This window comes from Psychrobacter sp. CX90, assembly GCF_057396305.2.
Genome location: NZ_CM182008.1, coordinates 2,199,862 through 2,222,446, shown reverse-complemented (window position 1 = coordinate 2,222,446; position 22,585 = coordinate 2,199,862). Strand labels below are relative to the sequence as shown.

Below are 22,585 nucleotides of genomic sequence, written 5' to 3'. Positions count from 1 at the left end.
GGATTGTAAGATATATTGAATCATAAATGAACGGTCAATGGTTGTTTTTTTAAATGAAACGATCAGCTAAATTTAAATTTGGTTTTAGTCACATAAACCCAAACATCTTAGTAGCGTTTAATACTTTGATCTTTAGATATGACCTCTTGATGAATTGGGAAGTTGTCGTGAGACCTAAAGTTTTTTCGGTCATTAAAATAATGGGTTAATGTTCGCCTAACCGCCTCAAAGGCGATATCATTCCAAGGGATGTCTTGTTCACTAAATAAACTGCACTCTAGGCTTTCAGGCCCTACATCATATTTACCATCCTGCAAATTAGCCAAATAAAGGGTATAAATTTGTCCAATGTCTGGAAGATCGTAGATACAGTATAGGTTTAAATTTGTGGCAATAGCATCCGCTTCTTCAACAGTTTCACGTGCAGCCCCTTCTGCAATGGTTTCACCAATTTCCATGAAGCCAGCAGGAATTGTCCAAAACCCATATCTGGGTTCAATAGCACGACGACACAACAGTATTTTATGATCGTGAACAACGAGCGCACCGCTAATGACTTTTGGGTTTTCGTAGTGAATGTGATGGCAGCTTGGGCAAACTAAGCGTGGCTTATGATCGCCTTCAGGAATTTTTTGCTCCGCTTCGTGACCACATTGTAAGCAGTACGCCATAAGAGTGTCCTTTTGTATATTTTCACTATTTTAATCTATGTTTAATCAGTATCTTAAACAAGGGTCTTAAAAGTTATTGATCAGGTTATATTACATTTAAGTTAGAATTAGAGTGTCTTGAGTGACTGAGACGAACAATCATCACGATAGCATACTTAATATGAATCCGTTAGGCTAGGGTAACAGTAAGGCAGTATAAATGACCTATGGCAAATTATCGCAAAAATAGTTCACCTCTCACCTCGCTTCGTCCACTTTCACATTCGTTAAGATTTGACGAGTTGGCTGTGGCCTTGCCTGAACATATTGATACGCCTATTTTGAAAAAACTAGCGCTTAATGTTCAGGCGCATATGTTTGTAGCTGAGCAGGTTACTGCGCAATCTTATGATGGCAATGCACTCACGCAAGATTGCGAGATTAGTTCTGCTAAAGCTATTTTAGACTATTTACTTGATACTGTGAATGCAGATGCCTCGGTGTTGGTGGCTATTACCAATGAGGCATGTCCTAAGGTACTACTTACGCGGCGTGCTGGCCACTTAAATGCGCACGCAGGTGAGGTGTCTTTTGCTGGTGGTAAATATGACGAAGCTGATCATAATAATGTGGTTACTGCATTGCGTGAAGCCTGTGAAGAAACAGCGTTGCCACCCAGTAAAGTACAGATTGTTGGGCAACTGCCGACACAGATATCAAAGTCCGGTATGAGCGTGCGCCCGATCGTGGCGTTGGTTGAACCTAACATAACTTATGTGCCAGAGCTGGGTGAGATAGATCGTATCTTTTGGGCAGATCTTGACACGTTAATAAAGCAGCCCACCACTGAATATCAAGTAGATTATCAGAAAAATGGTCAAACTGTTGAACTATTAACCCCCTGTTGGACTATAGATAATGAAACCGTCTGGGGGCTAACAGGTCGCATTTTAGCCAGTTTATTAGAAATTAGCTTTAATGTTGAAATAGAGTGGTATTATCGTTTCTTAAACTCGTCAAATGATACCTATTTAAATCAGTAGCCCTAACTGAGTAGTACTAAAGTAAGTAGCGGCCTATGATTCAAATGCTCAAGCTGTCCTAAGATAAAATATTTTTCCCTTTTTATATGCTAATTATTTTATATGCTAATTATTAGGACTACGTATTAGCCAGTACAGAAATAGTCCCTGTATAAATATCAATTATTTTATTGTCGCCATTAGTATCTGTCAGCCTCAAGCTACCATTTGGGTTGATGCCAGAAGCCTTTCCATATGTGGTTTTATCATGCTGTTGAATGATAAGATGATGGCCAGTCAGTACATTCATTGCAGCATAATCGTTCATAAATTGATGGATGCTATATGGGTCGATAGTGAATAGATTATATTGATTAATGGCGCGTAGAATAGTGGCGCTAATAGGCAGATATAAATCTTCAGGTCTCAGAGTCTCCTGCATCAATTCTTCTAATATTTGATTTAAGCTAATAGTCTGATAGTCCATTCCTTCTTGCGTTACCTTATTAAGCTTGGGGGCATTATCTACGTTTAAACCCACGCCAACCACAACCCCAGTAAGACGACTGTGGGTCAAAACTGGCTCAATTAGAATTCCCGAAAGCTTGTTAAACATGAGTGTGTTTTGTGTGCATTCACTGTCAAAATTCCGATCAGGTTTATCTAAACGTCTATTAAGGTTATAGAATCCCACATCGTTTGCCCATTTAACGCCAATAGTTTCAAAACCATTTTGCAGACGCCACTGATTTATTTGTTGAATAATAGGGAGGCGGGTTAAATGGCATCCCACGACTAAAGATAATAGCCCTGATAAAGGACTCTCTAACGGATGATAGACGGATAAATATACGTTCCCTTTAGGGGATTGCCAAGTTCGGTTGTGTTGACCACGCCCCTGAGTTTGACAACTAGCAGTGAGCATGTAGGGCAGAGTAACATCAATGTTTCCAGCTTTAATTTCCTCGATTAGCTGGCTATTAGTAGAGGGGCTAACGGGAACATGACGGTGGGCAATTTGATGTGAAAACGAGTTATACATTGACTGACCTTGTAAAAAGACTCAACAAACGGTTTAGTAATTTGGTATATATCATAAATACTAGCATATTAATATCGAGTTACTGAGCAAGTTTGTTATACTGGCGTACTGACAGGTTGAGACGGGCAAAACAATATGACAATGATAGTTTGGTTTGTTGTGGCTGGTGTATTTGCTGGTCTATGCGCTGGGTTATTTGGTGTTGGTGGCGGCATGATTGTTGTGCCAGCATTGGTCTGGATCTTTACCGCTTATGGGTTTGCTCCTGAGATTGTTGCTCATTTAGCCGTGGGCACGTCACTTGCTACCATTATGGTTACTTCCATCAGCTCGCTAACGGCACATCACAAGCGGGGTGGCGTGCGTTGGGAGGTTTGGAAAAACATGGCAGGCGGGTTAGTCATTGGTAGTTTGCTAGGTGCCGCAGTAGCGGATCAAATAAATGGCTTAATGTTGCAAGCTCTCATTGGCACAGCAGCATTAATGATTGCTTTTAAGATGTTGTTTTTATCCAATAAAGAGCAAGTTGGTAAACCATTACCTCCTGCACCTGCACAGTTTGGAGCAGGGTCTGGCATTGGATTGGCTTCAGCGATATTTGGTATTGGTGGTGGCAGTTTGACAGTGCCATATTTGACATGGGCAGGTTTACCTATGCGTCAAGCAGTTGGTACATCAGCCGCCTGTGGGTTGCCTATTGCGCTAGCTGGTGCCATTGGCTTCGCTTGGTTTGGTCAAGACGTCGTTAATCTACCAGAAGGTGCGATTGGTTTTGTCCATATTATTGCTTTTGTTTGTATTTCAGCTGCCAGTTTTATTACTGCAAAGCTTGGTGCTAAACTCGCACATCAATTGCCTGCAACGAGCTTGAAAAAAGCGTTTGGCGTATTACTGATATTTGCGGGTGGTCAACTATTGTGGTCGGGATTGCACGGTATGGGTATTGTTTAAGTCACTAAGTTATTTTAAGTACTTATCTATTTGGTTTAGCTGTTTAAATAGTTAGTTATTTAAGTGATTTTGATGTCATGGTAGGTAAGCAAACATAATAACTTAAGCAATTTATCAGTTTTTATCAATAGCATCTAGCCCTAGACGTATCCAACGTTTGGCCAATTCGTCTCTGTCGGTTAACATATTCCACAGCGCATCTTCGCTTAGTATAGAATATTCTTGACCTGAGCAATCGACACTTAAGTCACGTTTATGATCTTCCATCCACTGCGGGCTTTGGTAATACACTGTTAACTGATCAAATAGGGCTTCTGCTTCTAGCCATTGCTTTTGTGCTTCGGCTTGCTGGCGATATAAGTGGCACCATTGTTCGTACTTCTGCTGTAATTCTTGAGGATTATGTTTGATCATTTTGCTCTCTACTTCCTTTTGCTTTCTACTTTCGCGGTAATTCGCTATTAATCATGGGTTATGGATGCTGTTTTTGAGGTTTAGTAATTCTAGTAATAGTGCTGTTTGTTAAGAGCGGCGTTTCTGAATAACGGTATTTGTTAAGAGCTGTTCTTTTTAAGGTTTTTTAAAGAGTGTGTTATGTTAGGGCTTTTTTAGGTATTTCTATAGTTAATAATATGGGCGCAGAGATGAGTGATATCAATATAAAACCTCATTATTATTGTTACAAGTTATAAACTCTAAAAAAACGACACGATTTCAGGTAGAATAGCCACTCGTTTTTTTCGGTAAAGCATCCAATCATGCGTTTGAAATCTCTGAAGCTGGCAGGCTTTAAATCTTTTGCCAATCCAACCACTTTTAGTTTCCGACATGGTATTTCTGCCATTGTGGGCCCCAACGGCTGCGGTAAATCTAATGTCATAGATGCTATACGTTGGGTGTTGGGAGAGTCTTCTGCTAAGCAGCTACGTGGCGGAGCGATGAGTGATGTTATTTTTGCAGGAACGCAAGATAAAGCGGCAAAAAGCTTAGCCAGTGTTGAGCTGACATTTGAACACACTCAGGATGAGCAAACAGGCATTCGCCATGAGCTAAATATATATCATGAGTTATCCGTGCGTCGCCAAGTCAATATTGAAGGTAAGTCTGATTACTTTATTAATGGTACGAAATGCCGTCGTCGAGATGTGGTAGATGTGTTCTTGGGTACGGGGCTTGGGCCACGCAGTTATTCCGTTATTCAGCAGGGTATGATTGGACGTATTGTAGATTCAAGCCCGCTGCAATTACGTGAATTTATTGAAGAAGCAGCAGGTGTATCACGTTATCAAGCAAGGCGTGAAGAGACTCAAAAAAAGCTTGCCAAAACGCGTGAAAACTTAGATAGATTAAGCGATATTGAAGCTGAGCTAACTCAGCAGAAAAATAAACTTGCCAAGCAAGCGCAAAGTGCCAATGAATATCAGCAAGTCGTTGATGAATTGAACAAAGCTAAGCAGCAGTTAGCTATTTTGCAATTGCATCAAGCGAAGTCTACCCAGATGCAGTACAAAGCACTGCAAGATGAGTTGAGCGCCGAAGTTGAGACATTGTACGCTACAATGGAAAAATCCAAAGTGAAGCTTGGTAAGTTAAATGAGCGTATGGTGCAAGAACAGTGGCTGAAAGATAAGGCTCGAGACAGATTGCATGAACAAGATCTACAGAGGCAACAAAGCGAGCATAAACTTGCAACGATAAAAGAAAAAATCAGTCAACTTGAGCGTCGCTTGCAAGCTAATAGTGATAGACAAGCTCAAAGTAAACAAGACGTAATCAAACTAAAGAAGCAAGCTAAAAACCAAGCGGATATTATTGCCGTATTAACGCCAAAGCTTGAGCAGCTGCAAAAACAAAAGCAACACTATAAAGCGACGTTTGAGCCTGTGCAAGCAGAGTGGGAGGAGATCACAGCCAAAGTTGCCGACCTTGAAAGTCAAAAACGCAGTGCTGAGCAGCAGTTTGCCTTGGCTCAACAGGCGATAAAACGCTTGCAGTTTGACTTAGATAAATGGCAATCCAAAGAGCAAGCTTGGCAATTAGAAGCCAAAAGATGGCAGTTAATAGTTGATCAAGGTAAGCAAATTGCTCACGACTCAGCAACAAGCAGTTTAGCGGCACTAGAGACCAAAATTAGTAAGCTTGATACCGAGCTATCAAGCCTGACAAATCAGCAAGATGATATTGCAGATAGACTAGATATCGAGCAGCCTGCGCTGGATAGGCTTGAACAACAATTAACAGAAAATCAGACTAAATTTGCCCAACTTGAAAAGCAACATGCGACTTTGATGGGTGAATACCATACTTTACATGCCATTGTGCACCGCCAGATAATAGTGAAGTCCAATGTCTCAAAGCACGTATCTGATAGCGGAGATAACTCAGAGAATAGTGTGGAAGATAGTTTGAGCAGTCTCTTTGATCAGCTTGATACCTTACCAAGGCTACAGGAGACGATTGAGCTGACTGACGTAGGTAAGCAATACGCAGACGTGCTGGACAAATGGTTAGGTCTTTGGTTAGATAGTCGAGTGCTACAGGGACAAGATATAGGCATTAATAATGAGGGTGGTTTTAATTGGACAGAGCTACTCACTAATATATCAGGTTTGCCTGAAAATTTAGACTGGCCTGATAATAAAACTGAAAACTCTATACAACGTCTCATAGATAGATCGAATAGCGTGTTTTTAGTTGAACCTAATAAGGGGGCGAACGCCAATAGTGCACCGCAACTTGTTAATCCAAAAATTCAGCCAGTATCACGGCTCATTGCCCGCCCAAATCTCGCCATTTGGCATCACTGTTATTTGTATAATGATAGCAAGATGTCTGAGGGTATAACCGCCCAGCAAGATTTTGCCGAGCTGTTAAAGCAGTTACCGACAGGGTCACTTCTTTTAACCTGCTCTGGTTGGCTGATTACCCAAACCTTTGCTTTGCATTTGAGCAAATTAAATGGTAATGACCAAAATGAGCAGTTTTTAAGCGCTCGTATACAGCAGCAAGAGCGTCTGGCAGCTTTGGAGCAGTCTCTAAGTCTAGTTGAGAATGAAACAGAGATGCTTGCAAAAATTATTAAATCCAACAAAGCAGACCATGAACGATTAAAGGTAGTTAATGATGAGTTATCAGCACAATTTCATGCACTAACACATCGTCAACATGAGTTAAAGCAGCAGCGACTTGAACTCTTGGCAAAGCGAGAAGAATGGCAACGTGAGCATTCACATTTGCTACAGCGACGTCGTCAGCTCGATGCTGAACATGAAGTGTTGGAGCAAGAGCGTCAAGCGCTTGATGGTAAAGATGAGACCAGTTATAAATTAATCGATGAGCTAAACCCTCAGCTTGAGGCAGTACTCTTTCAGAAAGATGAACTTGAGCAGCAGCGTCAAAGCTTGAACGAACAAGAACAGCTGGATAATGAGGCTTATGCTCAGTTGCAACTCGAAAATAACAAGGCGGAGTTGGCGTCCTCTCATATCATGGCTCAATTACAGCAGTTGACTGCGTCGCTTGAGCAACTCAATGATAGGCATCGAAAGTTAGTAGAGGAGCTTGAAACCGCGCAAAATGAGCAACCAAAACTAGAAGAAATGCTCAAAGCTGATACGGACACTACCCAGCGACAAAAAGTTGCCTTAGAGGAGCATAGTGTACTCATTAAAAACCTAAGCGCTGAGATAACAGCTTTGCAACACCATCAGAATGAAGTGGCGCTCATCGTTAATAAGCATCAAACAAAGCTTGCGGAATACACCACCCATGTCGCTGTGGCGAATGAGCGGATTGAAGAAGCTAGTGAGCGGTTGGTAGCACTGGATGTTGATGTTAGCCCATCTACCATTTTGGCAGATTATGTTGTGCATGAGCGTGAAGTATCTGAGTCTAAACTGAAAGAGCTCCAATCTCATGAACAAAAATTAGCGGAAAAGCTAAGCACAATGGGTCCTGTCAATTTGGCAGCAGCATCTGAGCTTGCTAAAGTAGACGAGCGACTACTGCCACTGGAACAGCAAATTAACGACATTACTGGCAGTATGGACAAATTAGTGGATGCTATTGCTTCTATTGATGCGACAACTAAGTCGTTGTTTTTAGATACGTTGGCGTCAGTGAATGAGTCATTGACTGGACTGTTTACTAAAGTGTTTGGGGGAGGTCAAGCAAGTTTGACGCTGGTTAAAGATGAGACCTTAACTAAATCTGAACATTGGCGTGCCGGGCTTGAGTTAATGGCTCAACCAAAAGGTAAAAAGAACAGTAGGCTGGCCGTATTATCAGGGGGAGAAAAAACATTAACCGCCCTCAGCTTAATTTTTGCGATCTTTAAGCAGCATCCAGCACCCTTTTGTGTTCTTGATGAAGTTGATGCACCACTAGATGATGCAAACGTTGCAAGGTTTACTAACCTTATAAAAGAGCTTGCCAATGATGTGCAGTTTATTTTTATTAGCCATAATAAGCTGGCGATGCAAATTGCGGATGAGCTAAAGGGTATTACAATGCCGCAAGCAGGTATATCAACCCTAGTCAGTGTAAGTTTAGAAGAAGCGGAGAAGTATTTAGAGCCTACTGTCTAGGCATGTTATGCTAAAATCTACAAATATACGTTAGTATTAATACTAAAATATTAATACTAACGTATATTAGATTATTGATGACTGTCTTTACTTCAAGTAAGCGATCTTTAGTGAAGACACCCTTATTTAAACAACCAGTTAGCAAATGACCTGTATTTAGGTAGTTTTAGTTTGAGTAATTTGCATTTATATTTGTATTGTTTATTTATTGGCAAGGGATTAAACCCCCCCCTTATGTTTCTTTTGTCTAACAGACACCGCTTTAATGATATTAAGTTTGTGACAGTTGCTTTATCCTTTAATGACGAGTTACCTTAAGCGTGCTAGACTAATGTTATTTTTAATACTCTTTTTTAGGACACGAACATCATGACCACCGTACAATATATTTTAATTATCATTGCTGTTGTGATTATGGTGGTTGGCCTATTTATGATCATTCGTGGATTTCGCAATCGGAAAAATGCCGACCTTCCACAAGCTGCTATCGCTGAAAAAAATGGTATACCAATCGTTCCACGTCATGAACGCCATGTGGATAATGAGTCAGAAGTTGAAACGTTGCCCAGTCAACGACATCCAGAAGGCCACCTAGAAGATAAGCCAGTCATTAATACAGACCAAATTTCTCACGTCAATACTGCCGTTAACAGGGATCATTTTGACACACCAGTCAATGACCGTAGAGCTGGCGCAACTGGTAATTCTTCGGAGTATGAGTATGCTAATGAGCAAGAATGTGAACTAGGCAAAAACTGGCAGGAGCAGCAACAAATTGAAGACAACCAACTGTTTCAGTCAGCCTCTAAGCAAATTGGTAATACTCAACGAGATGACAGTCAGCCAAGTCATAGTTCACACAGTGATGAGGAGCATGATGATTTATTTTCGAGTTTTGCCTCAGCAACAGAAAACTTAATGCCCGTCATTGAAACTGTTGAAGAGCCTGAATTTAATCAAAACAGCCCAATGCTAGATCAGCATCTACTAGCAGCGGTAGATCAGGATCAAAATAGTCCACTAAATCACGCTGAAGAAAACATTAACATTACCTTAACCCCCCATAATAGCGCTGACACTATTCAGGGTTCAACGGTACTGTCGTTGGTTGAGCAATATGGCTTGAAGTATGGTGCAATGAATATGTTCCATCGTTATGAGAACAAAAATGGTACTGGTATACTGTGGTTTAGTATGATGGGTATGACTGATGACGGTATTGCTCCTTTTGATTTAAACTCATTACCTAATGCCACGTTTAAAGGGTTGGTGTTGTTTTTATCATTACCGCATCCAAAAGCGATGCAGGGCTTTGATAGCATGATGAGTATAGTGGGTCTTATCGCAAAACAATTGGATGCTCAAGTATTGGATGAAAACAATCAACCCCTTACTCGAGAGCGTAGACAGCAACTACGTAATCAAGTTCAAGAATATCATGCGGCAAGATTCTAGGTGGGTGGTTTAGGTTTATGGCTGGTTTAGCTTTAATAGGTCTTTTCCGCTGTAGCATGCTACTTTTTTAATAAGGGCTTCTTGCCAGTTGAAGCCATATATGAAATGAAAAACCATACCCTACGCTTGCTATAGGATAAGGTTTTTTTATACAGGCTATGCCCTTTAACCGCCACTTTAATGACTGATTATGCGATTTGGTTAACCAGATTAAGGGAGAGATGCTTCAGCGCTTTGGTAGCTTAGCTCCATGATATGCTCGGTAAGCACGCTTTATCCATACCAGAGTAAATGTCTGCAATTAATACTTTACTGCCGGTTTCAATATCTCATCCATATGCCAGTTTTGGCATCCCCTTATTGGTTTCAGCTCATATATAGCCGATAAGATGTGTGATAATATTCAGCATAATAATATTAATGGGCGAGTTTTCTGCTATCCGTTCTGCACACACGCCTTGCGTACGATGAACTCATCTCGCTTTGCTGGTGGCATAAAACCGTTAAATGCTTAGGTGTTTCTCGCATGGTCGACAGGTTGTGCACATAACAATCAACCATCTTTGGTTTTGGGCTAGAAATTCTGCATAGCGGCTTCGCATCGAGCTAAGGCTAAACTAAAGTTAATTTGTGCAGTGCGGTAGTTAATTTCAAATTTACCAGTACCAATACGGCAGACGGCGTTGCCCCACACCCACCCGCATTGACAATAATACATTCAATACGACCAAAGTCCTCATTAAGCTATAAATGCCTTAAATACAGACTTATAGACACTGCCATTTAAAGCTTTCCCTTCAACCCCTTCAACTTAGGCATTATTTACAGTTATTTATATGTCATGACTTATAATGGCCTTATTGCCATAAAACTTAGGCTGATTGTTCATTAGTATTTCAATATTTTGGTAAAAAATAATCGTATTTGACGAAAATCCATCTTATCTTTATCCTCATAATTGGTAGTATGTTATACATTTAAGGCATCACTTTTGCCGCTCATTAAGTAGTAGCTGTCCTATTTTAATAGCAGTTTTATAGTATTGCTCTAACGGTTTCATAGTAGTGCCATGTATGACAGCTTACACGGCCCATAAGTCTATTATTTTTGGCTCATGCCAGCCGTACCTTTTAGCTATACGATTTCCACCAAAAGATTGTAACGATATAAAAGTAGCCCTATTTGTTTGAGCCCTATTTGTTTGAGCCCTATGTTTTAAATCTTATGTAGATACCTGTTAAGTAAGTTGATAATAAAATGAATGATAATCTGACTGAGCAACAAACCAAAATAGTTGCAAAAATGCGTACCTTAATCAAAGAAGTGCGTCTGCATAATAACGCTTATTATGTGATGGATGAACCCACTATTAGCGATAATGAGTACGATCAACTGCGCCTAGCACTAATAGAGTTAGAGGAGCGCTATCCAGACCTAACCCAGCCCGATAGCCCTACTGCGAGTGTTGGCGATAAACCCTTACCCTCGTTTTCGCAGATTAAACATGATATTCCTATGCTATCTCTCGGTAATGTGTTTAAAAAGGAAGACTTAGGCGAGTTTATGCGCCGAGTGAATGACCGCCTAAGTGAGTCTGACAAAAACCCTGAGTACGAAGTAGAGTTAAAGCTTGATGGCTTAGCTGTGTCAATTAAATACCGCAATGGGCAATTTGAGCGAGCAATCACGCGTGGTGATGGACAAATGGGAGAGGACATTACTCAAAACGTAAAAACCATTAATAACCTGCCATTAATCATTGAAGAAATAAAAGACATAGACACCTTAGAAGTACGCGGAGAGGTGCTCATGCCAAAAGCCGGCTTTGAGAAGTTGAACCGACACGCCCTTGAGATGGGCGAGAAAACGTTTGCGAACCCTCGCAATGCAGCAGCAGGCAGTTTGCGTCAGCTTGACCCAAAAGTTGCAGACAGCCGCCCCTTGGCATTTTATGCCTATTCAGTCAACCAAGGGTTGCCAGAATCTATTGAACAACAGTCTGCTGCGCTTGCATGGCTCAAAGAGATTGGCTTTACAGTGAGTGCGGTAAAAGTAGTGCAGGATATTGAAGAGATCCAAGCCTACTATGACTCTATGATAGAAACACGCCCAAATTTACCGTTTGAAATCGATGGCATGGTCATTAAAGTAAATAACTTAGCGCTACAAAACCAACTGGGCTATTTATCTCGTGAACCTCGCTGGGCAACGGCCTATAAGTTTCCAGCCGAAACGGTAATGACCAAGGTCAACAGTATTGAATGGCAAGTGGGCCGTACAGGGCAAATTACCCCAGTCGGTAAACTTGAGCCCGTACAAGTGGGCGGCGTTACCGTCAGCAATGTGACCCTACACAATATTGGCGAAATACAGCGCCTAGATATTCGAGCAGGCGACACCGTTAGCGTACACCGAGCTGGCGATGTGATACCTAAAGTCACTCGGGTTTGGCATGATATGCGCCCCGAGGGTACACAGCCCGTGACCCTACCTAAGTTTTGCCCTGTATGTGATTCACCGGTCGTGTTACCAGAAGGCGAAGCACTAGCACGCTGTACTGGCGAGTTGTTTTGTCCGGCACAGCAACAAGAAGCTTTGATTCATTTTGTCTCTCGTAAAGCGATGGACATTGATGGTCTGGGCGAGCGGTGGTTGATAAGCTTTTTTGAGCAGGACATCGTAAAGAACGTTGCAGATATTTATCATTTGCACGAGCATCAAGATAGGCTACGAGACCTCGAAAAACTGGGCGAAAAATCAGTGAGCAACATGCTTAGCGCCATCGAAGCCAGTAAAGATACCACCTTATCTCGCTTTATATACGCGATAGGTATTCGCGGCGTTGGAGAAACAACCGCTCAGAACTTGGCACAATATTTTGGAGATTTGCCCGCTCTGATGGAAGCCAGTATAGAGGCCCTTGAAGCAGTGCCAGACATAGGGCATATTACCGCAGAGCAAATTCATAACTTCTTCCGTGCTGAGCATAATGTGGAGGTCATCGAAGCACTTATAGATGCAGGCGTGCATTGGGAAAAAATTGAGCAAGTGGTCACTGAAGACTTGCCTTTAAACGGCGAAACTTGGGTCATTACCGGTACCTTGGTAGAAAGCGGTATGTCCCGTGATGACGCCAAAGCCAAACTACAAGCCTTGGGTGCTAAGGTATCAGGTAGCGTTTCCTCTAAAACATCTGCTTTACTGGCTGGAGAGAAGGCAGGGTCTAAGCTGACCAAAGCAGAAAAGCTTGGGGTTCGAGTGGTTGAAGAGGCTGAGTTTTTGGCATTGATTAGCGACTAAGATTAGTTCGGGATTTATAACATAATACCGGAGGGAGTAGTAGCTAATCCCGCTTTCCCGCTACTATCTTGGCTTGCACGGGGGCAGGCGCTATTGGCAAGTGACGTTCCTGCTTTAACGATAACACCTCTTGCCAAGCGCCTGCAACCCCATGCTGCACCAAGTATATTCGCTACAATCGGGGCTAAACCGCTCTCATTTTCAAGATGCAACGATAACACTAAACAAATATATCACTTAACATCTAAGATGCTTCATCCTATCAATTACTTATTACTTAATAAGGCTACAAAGTTAATAAGGTTGGGCTGCTTTTTTGAAGTATATCAATTCTATTGATAGCAACTATTATAGTTAAAGAAGTCTAAAATGGTACAAGGCAACCGAGTGCAAGTACTACTGGAGTAGGCTTAACGAGGTTAACGCCGTAACCGTTTAGTAGTTCGCTGACTATAGCATAAAGACAGCACTTGCCATCTTTATTATTGCTATCTTTTTCTTCGCTAAACATTCCCAATCTCTACTGACTCACTTTTGCATCCGGTTTTATCTCAATTGGTAAAATCAAACCACGGGCGAACTTATTGGCAATCACGTAATTAAAAGTGCTGGAGGTCACATTAGGCGTGGTGTGAACAATCAGCCCTATGTTTTTACCATCGGTTAACTCGTGTGATACATAACTGTCGCCAAGCTGGGTCAGTAGCCCATCCAATGGCTCATTGCTGGCCATGCCAATAGTTAGACTATGCTGAGCCTCGCTCGGCGTTACTTTAAAATACTCGGCATACGATTTGACAGGATTGCTATCAAGTGCAAAGGGGTAATCAAAGTCAGCGCTATCGATAGCCTCGACATCTGAGTCAATTTGCGCCCAATCAATATCAATCGCTTTATTGCGAGTAGAACCGGGTGCCTCAGTGGATAAATCATTAAGTGACATTGTGGTATCTGAGTTTTTTATATCTGAAGTTTGTAAATCTGACTCAGCAGTACCATTAGCTTCCTTTGTGAGTTTTACGCTTGCTAGATGCTCAGTTAACTGGGCATCCTCTTCAACCTCTGCATTAGTCCTATCGGCTTGTTTGGAAGTATCACACCCAGAGAGCATGAGTGGCAATGTCGCACCAGCCAATAACATCATTGCCAGTGTGAGTGATGGGACTAATGACTTGCAGTTGCCAATCAATTCAGCGTTATTCATCATAGATCTCAGCTTAAATATCTTTAACATAAAGTGTCAAACAGCATTAGTGCAATTATGGTGCGAAAGCTTAGTCCAAAGCATCAGCAAGTTCTACCAATTTAACAAACTCACGGCGGCTATCCGTTTTGTCCTGCTTGCTATGCATGCCTGCTTGAGCAAGACGCTTCACATCAGCATAAGAATAGTTATTTATGTATTTGCTATCAGACAATAGCTGCCCGTATCCTGCCACCGCCATGGCAAAATTGGTATCTGCTGAGGCTGTAGTTACTCGATTAGAAATGGGGAATTCAATCAGCTTAGAGGCATTACCATTTGGTGCTTTATAACGGATTTTTAAATATCCAAGTTCATTTTTATTGGTAGAAGCGGTCGGTTTAGATTGCTTATATCGGCTGTCATCTAATAGCCCTTTCTGACCTACTGGCGTGACTTCAAATAAGGCAACAACCGATTTTCCGGCTCCCAATTCGCCTGCATCCACTTTATCATTATTAAAGTCTTCTTTGGCCAATATGCGATTTTCATAGCCAATTAAACGCCATTCTGATACCGATGCTGGGTTAAATTCGACTTGAACTTTGACATCTTTTGCCACCGTGTTAAAGGTAGAGGACATCTCATCAATTAATACTTTTTTGGCTTCGGACAAGTTGTCAATGTAGCTGTAATTACCATTACCATTGTCAGCAACTTGCTCCATCATATGGTCATTATAGTTACCTTGACCAAAGCCTAGGGTGGATAATGAAATACCCTTATCACGGTTCTTTTTGATGATATCCAGCATATCATCCACATCTGCTACACCCACATTAAAGTCGCCATCCGTAAGCATTAAGATACGGTTAATGCCTTGCTTTTTAAAGTTTTCTTCGGCTTGTTGATAGGCAAGTTTTATTGCCGCCTCGCCATTGGTAGAGCCGCCAGCATTTAAATTGTCGATCGCATTTAATATTTTTTTGGTCTCGTTGCCTGCTGTAGGCGGTAACACTACTTCGGTATTACCCGCATAGGTCACTAAAGTGATGGTGTCTTGTGCTCGCAGTTGTTTGGTTAACATTTTAAGGCTTGATTGAGCCAATTGTAATTTATCAGTGGCATTCATTGAACCTGAAACATCCACCAAAAACACTAAATTTGCCGGGGGTTGGCTTTGCATTGAGGTATAGGGATCTTCGGCTTTAATGGCGACTTTTACGATGCGATTGTTTGGGTGCCATGGCGCTTTAACCACTTCGGTACTGACCAAAAACGGGGCATCAGACTTTTTAGTAGCGTCACTAAAATCATAATTAAAATAGTTAATCATCTCTTCAACGCGCACGGCATCTTTGGGAGGTAGGCTACCGTTGTTAATAAATCTGCGTACATTGGCGTAGCTACCGGTATCTGTATCTATGCTTAACGTAGCAAAAGCTTGCTCACGAGTAGAATGCACTGGGTTACGATCAATCTCGGCATAATTCTCGTTTGCTTCTGGTATTGCTATTGGAAGCTGCGAGGAGGTGTAACTATGAGACATTGGAGCAATGGAGGACTTACTCATTGCATCGTTTGCTGCCATTTGTTCCACGACTATTACTGGAGTGGGCGACACCACTGAGTGTGATGAGTTATCATTGGAGATGGTTTGAGTGGTCTCTTTATTGGCCGTCATATCTTGCTGGCTACAGGCGCTTAATACAGCAAGCGATAGTACGGTTAATGTTGCGGCAAATAGAGGACGTTTTGACAAGGTTTGACTTGACGATATTGGGCGAGTGAGATGGTTCATACGTATTCCCTGTATATAAATTGCTTGAGTGTAATTGTTTAGACTGGTATGACTAGTTCTATATTCTTAGTTTCAAAGGTCTAATTGCATAAGATTCTGACTAAGTAGGTTATGTTTCAATTATTTGATGCCCGGTTATTTGAGGCTCGGTTATTTGATGCGCGTTTTAAATGACGACCCTGATGAACTATAGTCAAAGAAGTCTAAAATGGTTACAAGGCAACCGAGTGCAAGTACTACTGGAGTAGGCTTAACGAGGTTAACGCCGTAACCGTTTAGTAGTTCGCTGACTATATATTAAATCATACATGTTGAGCGATGCATGTTAAGTTAAGGGTATTGGAGAGCAAGCCATCCGAAAGAAAAAAGATGTCGCTTAACTTTAACATGAACTTTAAACTAAATGATTGTTTAATTGAATAAACCCATAAGCTTTAGTGCTATATATGTTTATAGCTATATGTCATATCTATAAGGTCTATAGCTATATAAGGACTAAATAAATAAGGACGAAATGACTAAAAAAGCCATAAATAAAGGTCAATACTTACAATCCTAATATGGTTTTCAGCGATTTTCGAGCTAAACTAACGTTATTAAAACAAATCATTCATTTTTTCACAGTTAATCCACGGTTACGATCGTGTTCTGCGATTTATTAATTGTACTTAAGGAGATCCCATGGCAGGCGCAAGCTTATTGATGTTGCTCGATGATATTAGTCTTTTAATGGATGATGTGTCTGTCATGACTAAGGTTGCGGCGAAGAAAACAGCGGGGGTGCTTGGTGATGATTTAGCGCTTAATGCTGAGCAAGTTACTGGTGTTAAACCAAGTCGTGAGCTGCCAGTGGTTTGGGCGGTTGCCAAAGGCTCATTTATTAATAAAGTCATTTTAGTGCCAGCCGCACTATTAATCAGTTATTTTATTCCTTGGTTAGTCACCCCACTGCTCATGTTGGGTGGGCTTTTTTTGACCTATGAAGGGGCCGAAAAAGTAATTCATAAATTTTGGCCAAAGCTGTTACCACATGATGAAGAGCATGAAGCACGCCGAGCGGCTAATGCCGACGAAAGTGTTAATTTGGTAGAATATGAAAAAGACAAAGTCAAAGGTGCGATTCGTACAGACTTTATTTTATCAGCCGAAATTATTGTTATTGCGCTAGGAGCGGCCACTCAGTCTGGGGCCAGTCTACTTGAAAAAAGTATGGTACTGTCTATTATTGCCCTTGGCGTTACGATTGGGGTGTATGGGTTGGTAGCAGCGCTGGTAAAGATTGATGATGTGGGGCTACATTTGTTACAAAAAGAGAATGCCAGCTCTAGCACTAAAACGCTGGGTAGATTTATGATAAATGCAGCACCAAAAATCATGAAATTTTTATCTATCGCAGGAACCATTGCGATGTTTTTGGTTGGGGGTAGTATTATCTCACACGGCATTGGTTATTTACATCATACAGTTGCAGATATTTCGCATTTGTCAGGTATGTTCTCTAGCCTATCTACCATGTTGTTAGAAGGTATTATTGGTTTTGTTATTGGGGTGGTAACGCTGGCTATCGTTACTGGTATTACTAAGGTACGGGGACGGGGTGCGGCACATTCATAGAAATTGAGGACCATTAGTTTATATAGTCCAGCTCCTTTAAACAGTTACGGTGTAACTTGTTTAGTTCACTGATTGTCGCAGTTGCGCTTACTGGTCTTGTAACTATTTTCAAGTGCCTTACTATAGTCGAAGAAATCTAAAGGGATTACAAGGCAACCGAGTGCAAGTACTACTGCAGTAGGCTTAACGAGGTTAACACTGTAACCGTTTAGTATTCCGCTGACTATATATAAATGACTATTAAAAACAAAGAAGATAAAAAATAAGCCGCTGTTATTCAGCGGCTTATTTTTTATAGTGATGATATCAAATTAATAGGGCAGCGCTAATGAGTGCGGAGATTAAACTTGTCGCATCTAACTTGTCGCATCTAACATGGTATTCAATTTTTAGGACTAAAATATCACAATAACAGTTAGGGATATTAGTATTATGGCTTATTGCTATTAAAAAGTGCCTCATACTAACATCCAGTTAAACTAATAGTCCCTATTCTTCTGATACTACCATATTCCTATTAAACCACCTATGCTATTAAGCAAAAAACCTATCTTAACAGTCATGTTTAACCGTCGTCAGATTGATTTGTTGATTCAGAATCCTCTTTATCTTTACGCGTACGAGACTTAGGTACTTTAGGCGTGGTTAAGTTAAGCAGGCCTGTTTGCGGCAATAGCTGTTCGGAGATATTTTCAATCATACTCTTATACGATTCGATACTCGTTTTATTTGATCCCCCATTTGTAGGAGAGGGCATTGATTCTTTTTGAGTAGCAGAATCCTGTTGAGTGCTAGAATCAACGGCATGAGAGCTTGAGCTACTGACTGTAGTATTGCCATCCTGCGAATTATGTTCAATAATCTCAGCACTATGCTCGCTGACTTCTTCAACTTGATCAGCATTAGTTAACGCGCTGGCAGGTTGTTGGTCAGTGGTGATGTCAGCCCTTCTATGAGTCATCTTGCCAGTAATACTTGCATCTATGCCATTATCTGTGGCAGCATTTGAATCAACTTGGTCACTTGTTGGATGCTCAGATTGACTATCAGCATTATTACCTTGTTGATCAGGGTGGATAATAGAATCAACAGCTGAAGCTACAGATATTAATACATCAAACGGTTGGCGTAGAGCCTTTAAGAATGCCGCTTCTGTATTACCAGCGCTGATCATATCAAGGCCATCTTGCCCCAATACTCGATAAACAAAGTGACCAACATTGAGCTTTAGCAGTTCAGCCATGGCTGCCGCTGGTGATTTGTCAGACTGAGTCGGCATTTGCGTCTCCATGGCCGAACTATCAGTCGCTGTATTAGTTAATGGGTTAGTTTCCTCAGTAGCATTGTTAATAGTATCCAAGCTTGCTGATGTGGTCTCTACCGCTGTATGAGCAGCCTCTTGTTCACTTTCAACAGGAGGAATATAGTCAGGATGCTGACCGCGTGGATCGTTAGAGGCACGTGCCCTCACTGGTGTAGGCTCAACCTGGGTTTTACCTTGCTCAGTATTATGAGAGGCTACCGCTGACGTCATTGTGGCAAAGTGCTTAAGGTCGTTTGTCGATAGTGGCTTATAGCCGTAATTTACAAAGCTAAACGCTTGTCTAGACTCAGCATTTTCTGTGGTTGTCGTCTTCTTTTTAACCCTACTAGGCTTTTTATTACTGCCAGACGTTTCACTATGAGCATTTAATGCTGCTAAGAAGCAGTTTATAACGCCATCTTTTTGCAAGCGAGCGTTTGCTTGTGCAAGATGGGTATGGATAAACTCGCCTACTGTTCCCTTAAGAACGGCTCTTTCATTTATAGGCGCGTCAACCGATTCAGGTTCAGTCTTTTTAGCAGTGTCTTTTAGGCTGCTTTCATCCTTTAACCCTTTATCTATGTGATCTTTATTCATCAACTGTTTAACGATACGAGGGTCATTACTGGCTTTACCAAACTTTTGCGCTGTTACGTAGCGATCAGCAAATAGGGCCTTGGTATCAAAGGTCAAGGGTAAGGTGTTTAGAGCATCATCAATAACGTCATTAACCTCAACTTTGGCTTCAGGTAATGGCGAATTATCAGTTTCAACTTTTTCTGACGTTTTACCGCCTTTTGTCTCTAACCCTGTCGCTACATTCTGGGGTTTTGAGTACTCAGTATTATCACGTTTAGTTTCCACAGCCTTTGCGGTTGATTCAGACGATAGCGCTTTAACATCAGTCCCTTCAAGTGCAGAATCAGTAACTGGAGTAGAGTCAGTTATGATATCTTCCTCCCTTTTTTGCGTCACAGCGTCTTTTTTCGCCTCAACGGGTGCAGCTGTGTTGGCTGATTGTATTTCCGCATTATCGCCTTGTTGGGTTGGTTTTGAGTTATCAAGTGATATATGAACCACCTCAGTTGGCTTATGAGTAGACTTGGCTTCTGTTACATTCAAGCTTACCTCATTGGGGTTCAAATCACGTTCATTGAGGGAGCGACTACTCGATTTATCTGAACCCGACTTTTTATGGCTTTCCGACTTTGATTGTGGCTGTCTAGAACTAGAACGCTTACTCTGTAAGTCCTTATTAGAATCATCACTTGATTTATCAGTGCTGCGAGATTCCTCAGGTAGCTTTGCTTCACCACGCTCTATTGGTCCACGAGAGTCACGTCGGCTATTTGGCTCACGTTTGGGTAGCTCTTTTTGAGGGTCATTTGAGCTCTCCTGACGACGAGTAGGTTGCTGATTTGTGTCATCGGCAGTTGCATTATTGTTATCGTCTTGTTTGTGACGACGATTATCTGTTTTATTTCGCTCGCCTTTTTTATCGTAACGGTTGCGACTTCTATTGTTACGTGTACGGCGACGTTCCTTATCACTCACACTCTCATTATCATCGGCTAAGCTATCACTGCCGTTTACACTAGCACCATCATCGTTTGAGGAATCTTTAACAGCCGTTTTTGTGGATTCCGATTCAGTAGGGGGTACAATCGGAGTACTTATATTACCAAATGCTCCACGGCTTTGAGCACCAGTGTTAACGATCGCTTCAATCGCTTGAGCGGCGTCTGCACTCGTTACCGATGTTACTTTTTTAGCTTCTGGAGTAGGGGCAAATAAATTTGATAACCAAGCAACAGCAGAGGGTTTCGCTTTATCAAGCTCCGCCTGTGCCGGTGGGTTATTAGCAGATTGATTAGGTTGAATGATAGTAGGTTTATCTACAGGCGCTGTAGAGTCTATGGCTTGGGTACTAGAAGGGCGGGGTTGACGGGTCGGCTGCTGCGCAGGGCGTTCTGATTCAGCAGTTTGCCAATTAACCTCGTAGCCACGGTCGCTGGCTTCTTGCTCTTGAGTATCCGTCACGCGCTCATAACTCGATGGTGCAAAACCTTGATGATTGAAATGTAAATTAAAGTTAGGCGACTCAAGATGAGCGTGCGGTAAAATTGTAATACGTGTTCCACTGTCTTGTTCTAAGTAAACCAGACTTTCACGCTTTTCATTTAATAAGAACGCAGCAATATCTGTTGGTACTTCTGCTTGTACTTCGCCGTGGCGCTCTTTTAGGGCAGTCTGCTCAATTTGACGCATGATCGAAAGAGACAGCGAGCGCAAATCACGAATCATACCGTTACCATGACAGCGTGGGCAAATGTAACCTGTTGATTCTTCAAGAGAAGGACGCAGGCGCTGACGGCTCATTTCCATTAAGCCAAAGCGTGAAATCTCGCCAAATTGTACGCGAGCACGGTCATACTTGGTTGCTTCAACCAAGCGTTTTTCAACATCTTTTTGATGTTTGTTATCGTTCATATCAATAAAGTCGATAACCACAAGCCCGCCCATATCACGCAGGCGTAATTGACGTGCAATCTCGTCAGCAGCTTCTAAATTTGTATGATATGCCGTCTCTGATACATCAGCGCCTTTAGTCGACTTGGCTGAGTTAATATCAATCGATACTAACGCTTCTGTTTGGTCAATAACAATTGAGCCACCTGATGGCAGACGTACTTCACGTTGATAAGCGGTTTCGATTTGGCGCTCAACGTTGAAGCTTGTGAACATAGGCTCAAAGTCAGTATATTTACGCAGCTTATCAACTTGCTTTGGCATCACTGCTTTGACAAAGGTTTCGGCTTCAATGAAAGCTTCTTCGTTGTCAATCCAAATTTCAGAGATATCATCACGCAGGTAATCACGAACTGCACGTGTGACAACACCTGCTTCTTGGTGAACTAGGCGAGGTGAGGGGTATTTTTTATTTTGATCTTGAATAGCATTCCAAATATTTAACAAGTGATCTAAATCATGTTGAAGATCGTCTTGAGTTTTGCCTATGCCAGCAGTACGAATAATAACACTCATACCCTTAGGTAAGTCTAGATTACCGAGCATGCGCTTCATATCTTCACGAAGCTTGCCAGAGATCTGGCGAGAGATACCACCGCCTTTAGGATTGTTCGGCATTAATACTAAATAGCGCCCAGCCAAAGACACATAAGTGGATAGGGCAGCGCCTTTATTACCCCGCTCCTCTTTTTCGACTTGAACAATAAGCTCATCGCCTTCCTTGATTAATTTACGGATGTTTTCATCACGAATTTTCTTGCCAGACAGATATTCTGCTGCAATTTCACGAATGGGTAAAAAGCCCTGACGCTTTGAACCGTATTCAACAAATACAGCTTCAAGGGATGGCTCGACACGGGTAACATGACCTTTGTAGATATTGGCTTTTTTCTGTTCACGGGTACGGTTTTCTAGATCAAAATCATATAAGTGATTGCCATTACATAAAGCAACACGTACTTCTTCGTTGTGAGTGGCGTTAATTAAGATGCGTTTCATTGGTGTGTCCTAATAAATCATGAACACACAACACTTGAGGCAAGGTATAAGCTTGGTAGATTGGCGTGTCTGTTATTCATTAGCAGTAACCCACCTTCAAAAAAAAGAAAGAGAGTGTTTGCTTAAAATACCAGCACTAAAAACAATGGC

13 protein-coding genes are annotated in these 22,585 nt (G+C 41.7%); 6 read left to right on the top strand and 7 right to left on the bottom strand.

Annotation, left to right across the window (positions count from 1 at the left end):
* Positions 1-107: 107 nt before the first annotated feature.
* Positions 108-671 (bottom strand): NUDIX hydrolase, encoded by a 564-nt coding sequence (locus tag AC2SLN_RS08745; RefSeq protein WP_486548205.1) that lies wholly within the window; start codon positions 669-671, stop codon positions 108-110.
* A gap of 206 nt (positions 672-877) precedes the next feature.
* Here AC2SLN_RS08745 and AC2SLN_RS08740 point away from each other — a divergent pair, with 206 nt between their 5' ends.
* Entirely contained in the window at positions 878-1,693 is an 816-nt protein-coding gene (locus AC2SLN_RS08740) for an NUDIX hydrolase (RefSeq protein ID WP_486548206.1), read from the top strand.
* A 118-nt stretch (positions 1,694-1,811) separates the two neighbouring features.
* On the opposite strand, the gene AC2SLN_RS08735 is transcribed toward AC2SLN_RS08740, so the two are convergent.
* Complete coding sequence (locus tag AC2SLN_RS08735) at positions 1,812-2,714, bottom strand: biotin--[acetyl-CoA-carboxylase] ligase (RefSeq protein ID WP_486548207.1); 903 nt, start codon at positions 2,712-2,714, stop codon at positions 1,812-1,814.
* 135 nt (positions 2,715-2,849) lie between these two features.
* Here AC2SLN_RS08735 and AC2SLN_RS08730 point away from each other — a divergent pair, with 135 nt between their 5' ends.
* Complete coding sequence (locus AC2SLN_RS08730) at positions 2,850-3,665, top strand: sulfite exporter TauE/SafE family protein (protein WP_486548208.1); 816 nt, start codon at positions 2,850-2,852, stop codon at positions 3,663-3,665.
* Between the two features lie 114 nt (positions 3,666-3,779).
* Here AC2SLN_RS08730 and AC2SLN_RS08725 read toward each other — a convergent pair whose 3' ends face one another.
* A complete protein-coding gene (locus AC2SLN_RS08725) occupies positions 3,780-4,079 on the bottom strand; it encodes a DUF4298 domain-containing protein (RefSeq protein ID WP_486548209.1) in 300 nt (99 codons plus the stop codon).
* A 344-nt stretch (positions 4,080-4,423) separates the two neighbouring features.
* On the opposite strand from AC2SLN_RS08725, the gene AC2SLN_RS08720 reads away from it, so the two are divergent.
* The 3 genes from AC2SLN_RS08720 (at position 4,424) to ligA (ending at position 13,006) form a co-directional block, all read left to right on the top strand.
* Positions 4,424-8,251: an AAA family ATPase gene (locus AC2SLN_RS08720; protein ID WP_486548210.1), complete on the top strand. Its 3,828-nt coding sequence runs from the start codon at positions 4,424-4,426 to the stop codon at positions 8,249-8,251.
* Between the two features lie 369 nt (positions 8,252-8,620).
* Complete coding sequence (locus tag AC2SLN_RS08715; RefSeq protein WP_486548211.1) at positions 8,621-9,706, top strand: cell division protein ZipA; 1,086 nt, start codon at positions 8,621-8,623, stop codon at positions 9,704-9,706.
* A 1,257-nt stretch (positions 9,707-10,963) separates the two neighbouring features.
* Complete coding sequence (gene ligA / locus AC2SLN_RS08710) at positions 10,964-13,006, top strand: NAD-dependent DNA ligase LigA (protein WP_486548212.1); 2,043 nt, start codon at positions 10,964-10,966, stop codon at positions 13,004-13,006.
* A 14-nt stretch (positions 13,007-13,020) separates the two neighbouring features.
* Here the strand turns inward: ligA and AC2SLN_RS08705 are convergent, their stop codons facing one another.
* From AC2SLN_RS08705 to AC2SLN_RS08695, 3 genes are all read right to left on the bottom strand, one after another.
* On the bottom strand, positions 13,021-13,218 hold the full coding sequence (locus AC2SLN_RS08705) for a hypothetical protein (protein ID WP_495057329.1): 198 nt from the start codon (positions 13,216-13,218) through the stop codon (positions 13,021-13,023).
* A gap of 308 nt (positions 13,219-13,526) precedes the next feature.
* Positions 13,527-14,210: a hypothetical protein gene (locus AC2SLN_RS08700; RefSeq protein WP_495057328.1), complete on the bottom strand. Its 684-nt coding sequence runs from the start codon at positions 14,208-14,210 to the stop codon at positions 13,527-13,529.
* A gap of 70 nt (positions 14,211-14,280) precedes the next feature.
* A complete protein-coding gene (locus AC2SLN_RS08695; RefSeq protein WP_486548215.1) occupies positions 14,281-15,990 on the bottom strand; it encodes a vWA domain-containing protein in 1,710 nt (569 codons plus the stop codon).
* Positions 15,991-16,671: 681 nt separating this feature from the next.
* Between AC2SLN_RS08695 and AC2SLN_RS08690 the strand changes: the two genes are divergently transcribed.
* On the top strand, positions 16,672-17,604 hold the full coding sequence (locus AC2SLN_RS08690) for a DUF808 domain-containing protein (RefSeq protein ID WP_486548216.1): 933 nt from the start codon (positions 16,672-16,674) through the stop codon (positions 17,602-17,604).
* Between the two features lie 565 nt (positions 17,605-18,169).
* Here the strand turns inward: AC2SLN_RS08690 and AC2SLN_RS08685 are convergent.
* Positions 18,170-22,435 (bottom strand): Rne/Rng family ribonuclease, encoded by a 4,266-nt coding sequence (locus AC2SLN_RS08685; RefSeq protein ID WP_486548217.1) that lies wholly within the window; start codon positions 22,433-22,435, stop codon positions 18,170-18,172.
* Positions 22,436-22,585 lie beyond the last annotated feature (150 nt).

What these genes read in the sequence shown, in the direction of transcription:
- AC2SLN_RS08695 (WP_486548215.1), bottom strand. Translation starts at nt 15,990, where the DNA reads ATGAACCATCTCACTCGCCCAATATCGTCAAGTCAAACCTTGTCAAAA.
- AC2SLN_RS08700 (WP_495057328.1), bottom strand. Translation starts at nt 14,210, where the DNA reads ATGAATAACGCTGAATTGATTGGCAACTGCAAGTCATTAGTCCCATCA.
- AC2SLN_RS08720 (WP_486548210.1), top strand. Translation starts at nt 4,424, where the DNA reads ATGCGTTTGAAATCTCTGAAGCTGGCAGGCTTTAAATCTTTTGCCAAT.
- AC2SLN_RS08725 (WP_486548209.1), bottom strand. Translation starts at nt 4,079, where the DNA reads ATGATCAAACATAATCCTCAAGAATTACAGCAGAAGTACGAACAATGG.
- ligA (WP_486548212.1), top strand. Translation starts at nt 10,964, where the DNA reads ATGAATGATAATCTGACTGAGCAACAAACCAAAATAGTTGCAAAAATG.
- AC2SLN_RS08740 (WP_486548206.1), top strand. Translation starts at nt 878, where the DNA reads ATGGCAAATTATCGCAAAAATAGTTCACCTCTCACCTCGCTTCGTCCA.
- AC2SLN_RS08745 (WP_486548205.1), bottom strand. Translation starts at nt 671, where the DNA reads ATGGCGTACTGCTTACAATGTGGTCACGAAGCGGAGCAAAAAATTCCT.
- AC2SLN_RS08730 (WP_486548208.1), top strand. Translation starts at nt 2,850, where the DNA reads ATGACAATGATAGTTTGGTTTGTTGTGGCTGGTGTATTTGCTGGTCTA.
- AC2SLN_RS08735 (WP_486548207.1), bottom strand. Translation starts at nt 2,714, where the DNA reads ATGTATAACTCGTTTTCACATCAAATTGCCCACCGTCATGTTCCCGTT.
- AC2SLN_RS08685 (WP_486548217.1), bottom strand. Translation starts at nt 22,435, where the DNA reads ATGAAACGCATCTTAATTAACGCCACTCACAACGAAGAAGTACGTGTT.
- AC2SLN_RS08715 (WP_486548211.1), top strand. Translation starts at nt 8,621, where the DNA reads ATGACCACCGTACAATATATTTTAATTATCATTGCTGTTGTGATTATG.
- AC2SLN_RS08690 (WP_486548216.1), top strand. Translation starts at nt 16,672, where the DNA reads ATGGCAGGCGCAAGCTTATTGATGTTGCTCGATGATATTAGTCTTTTA.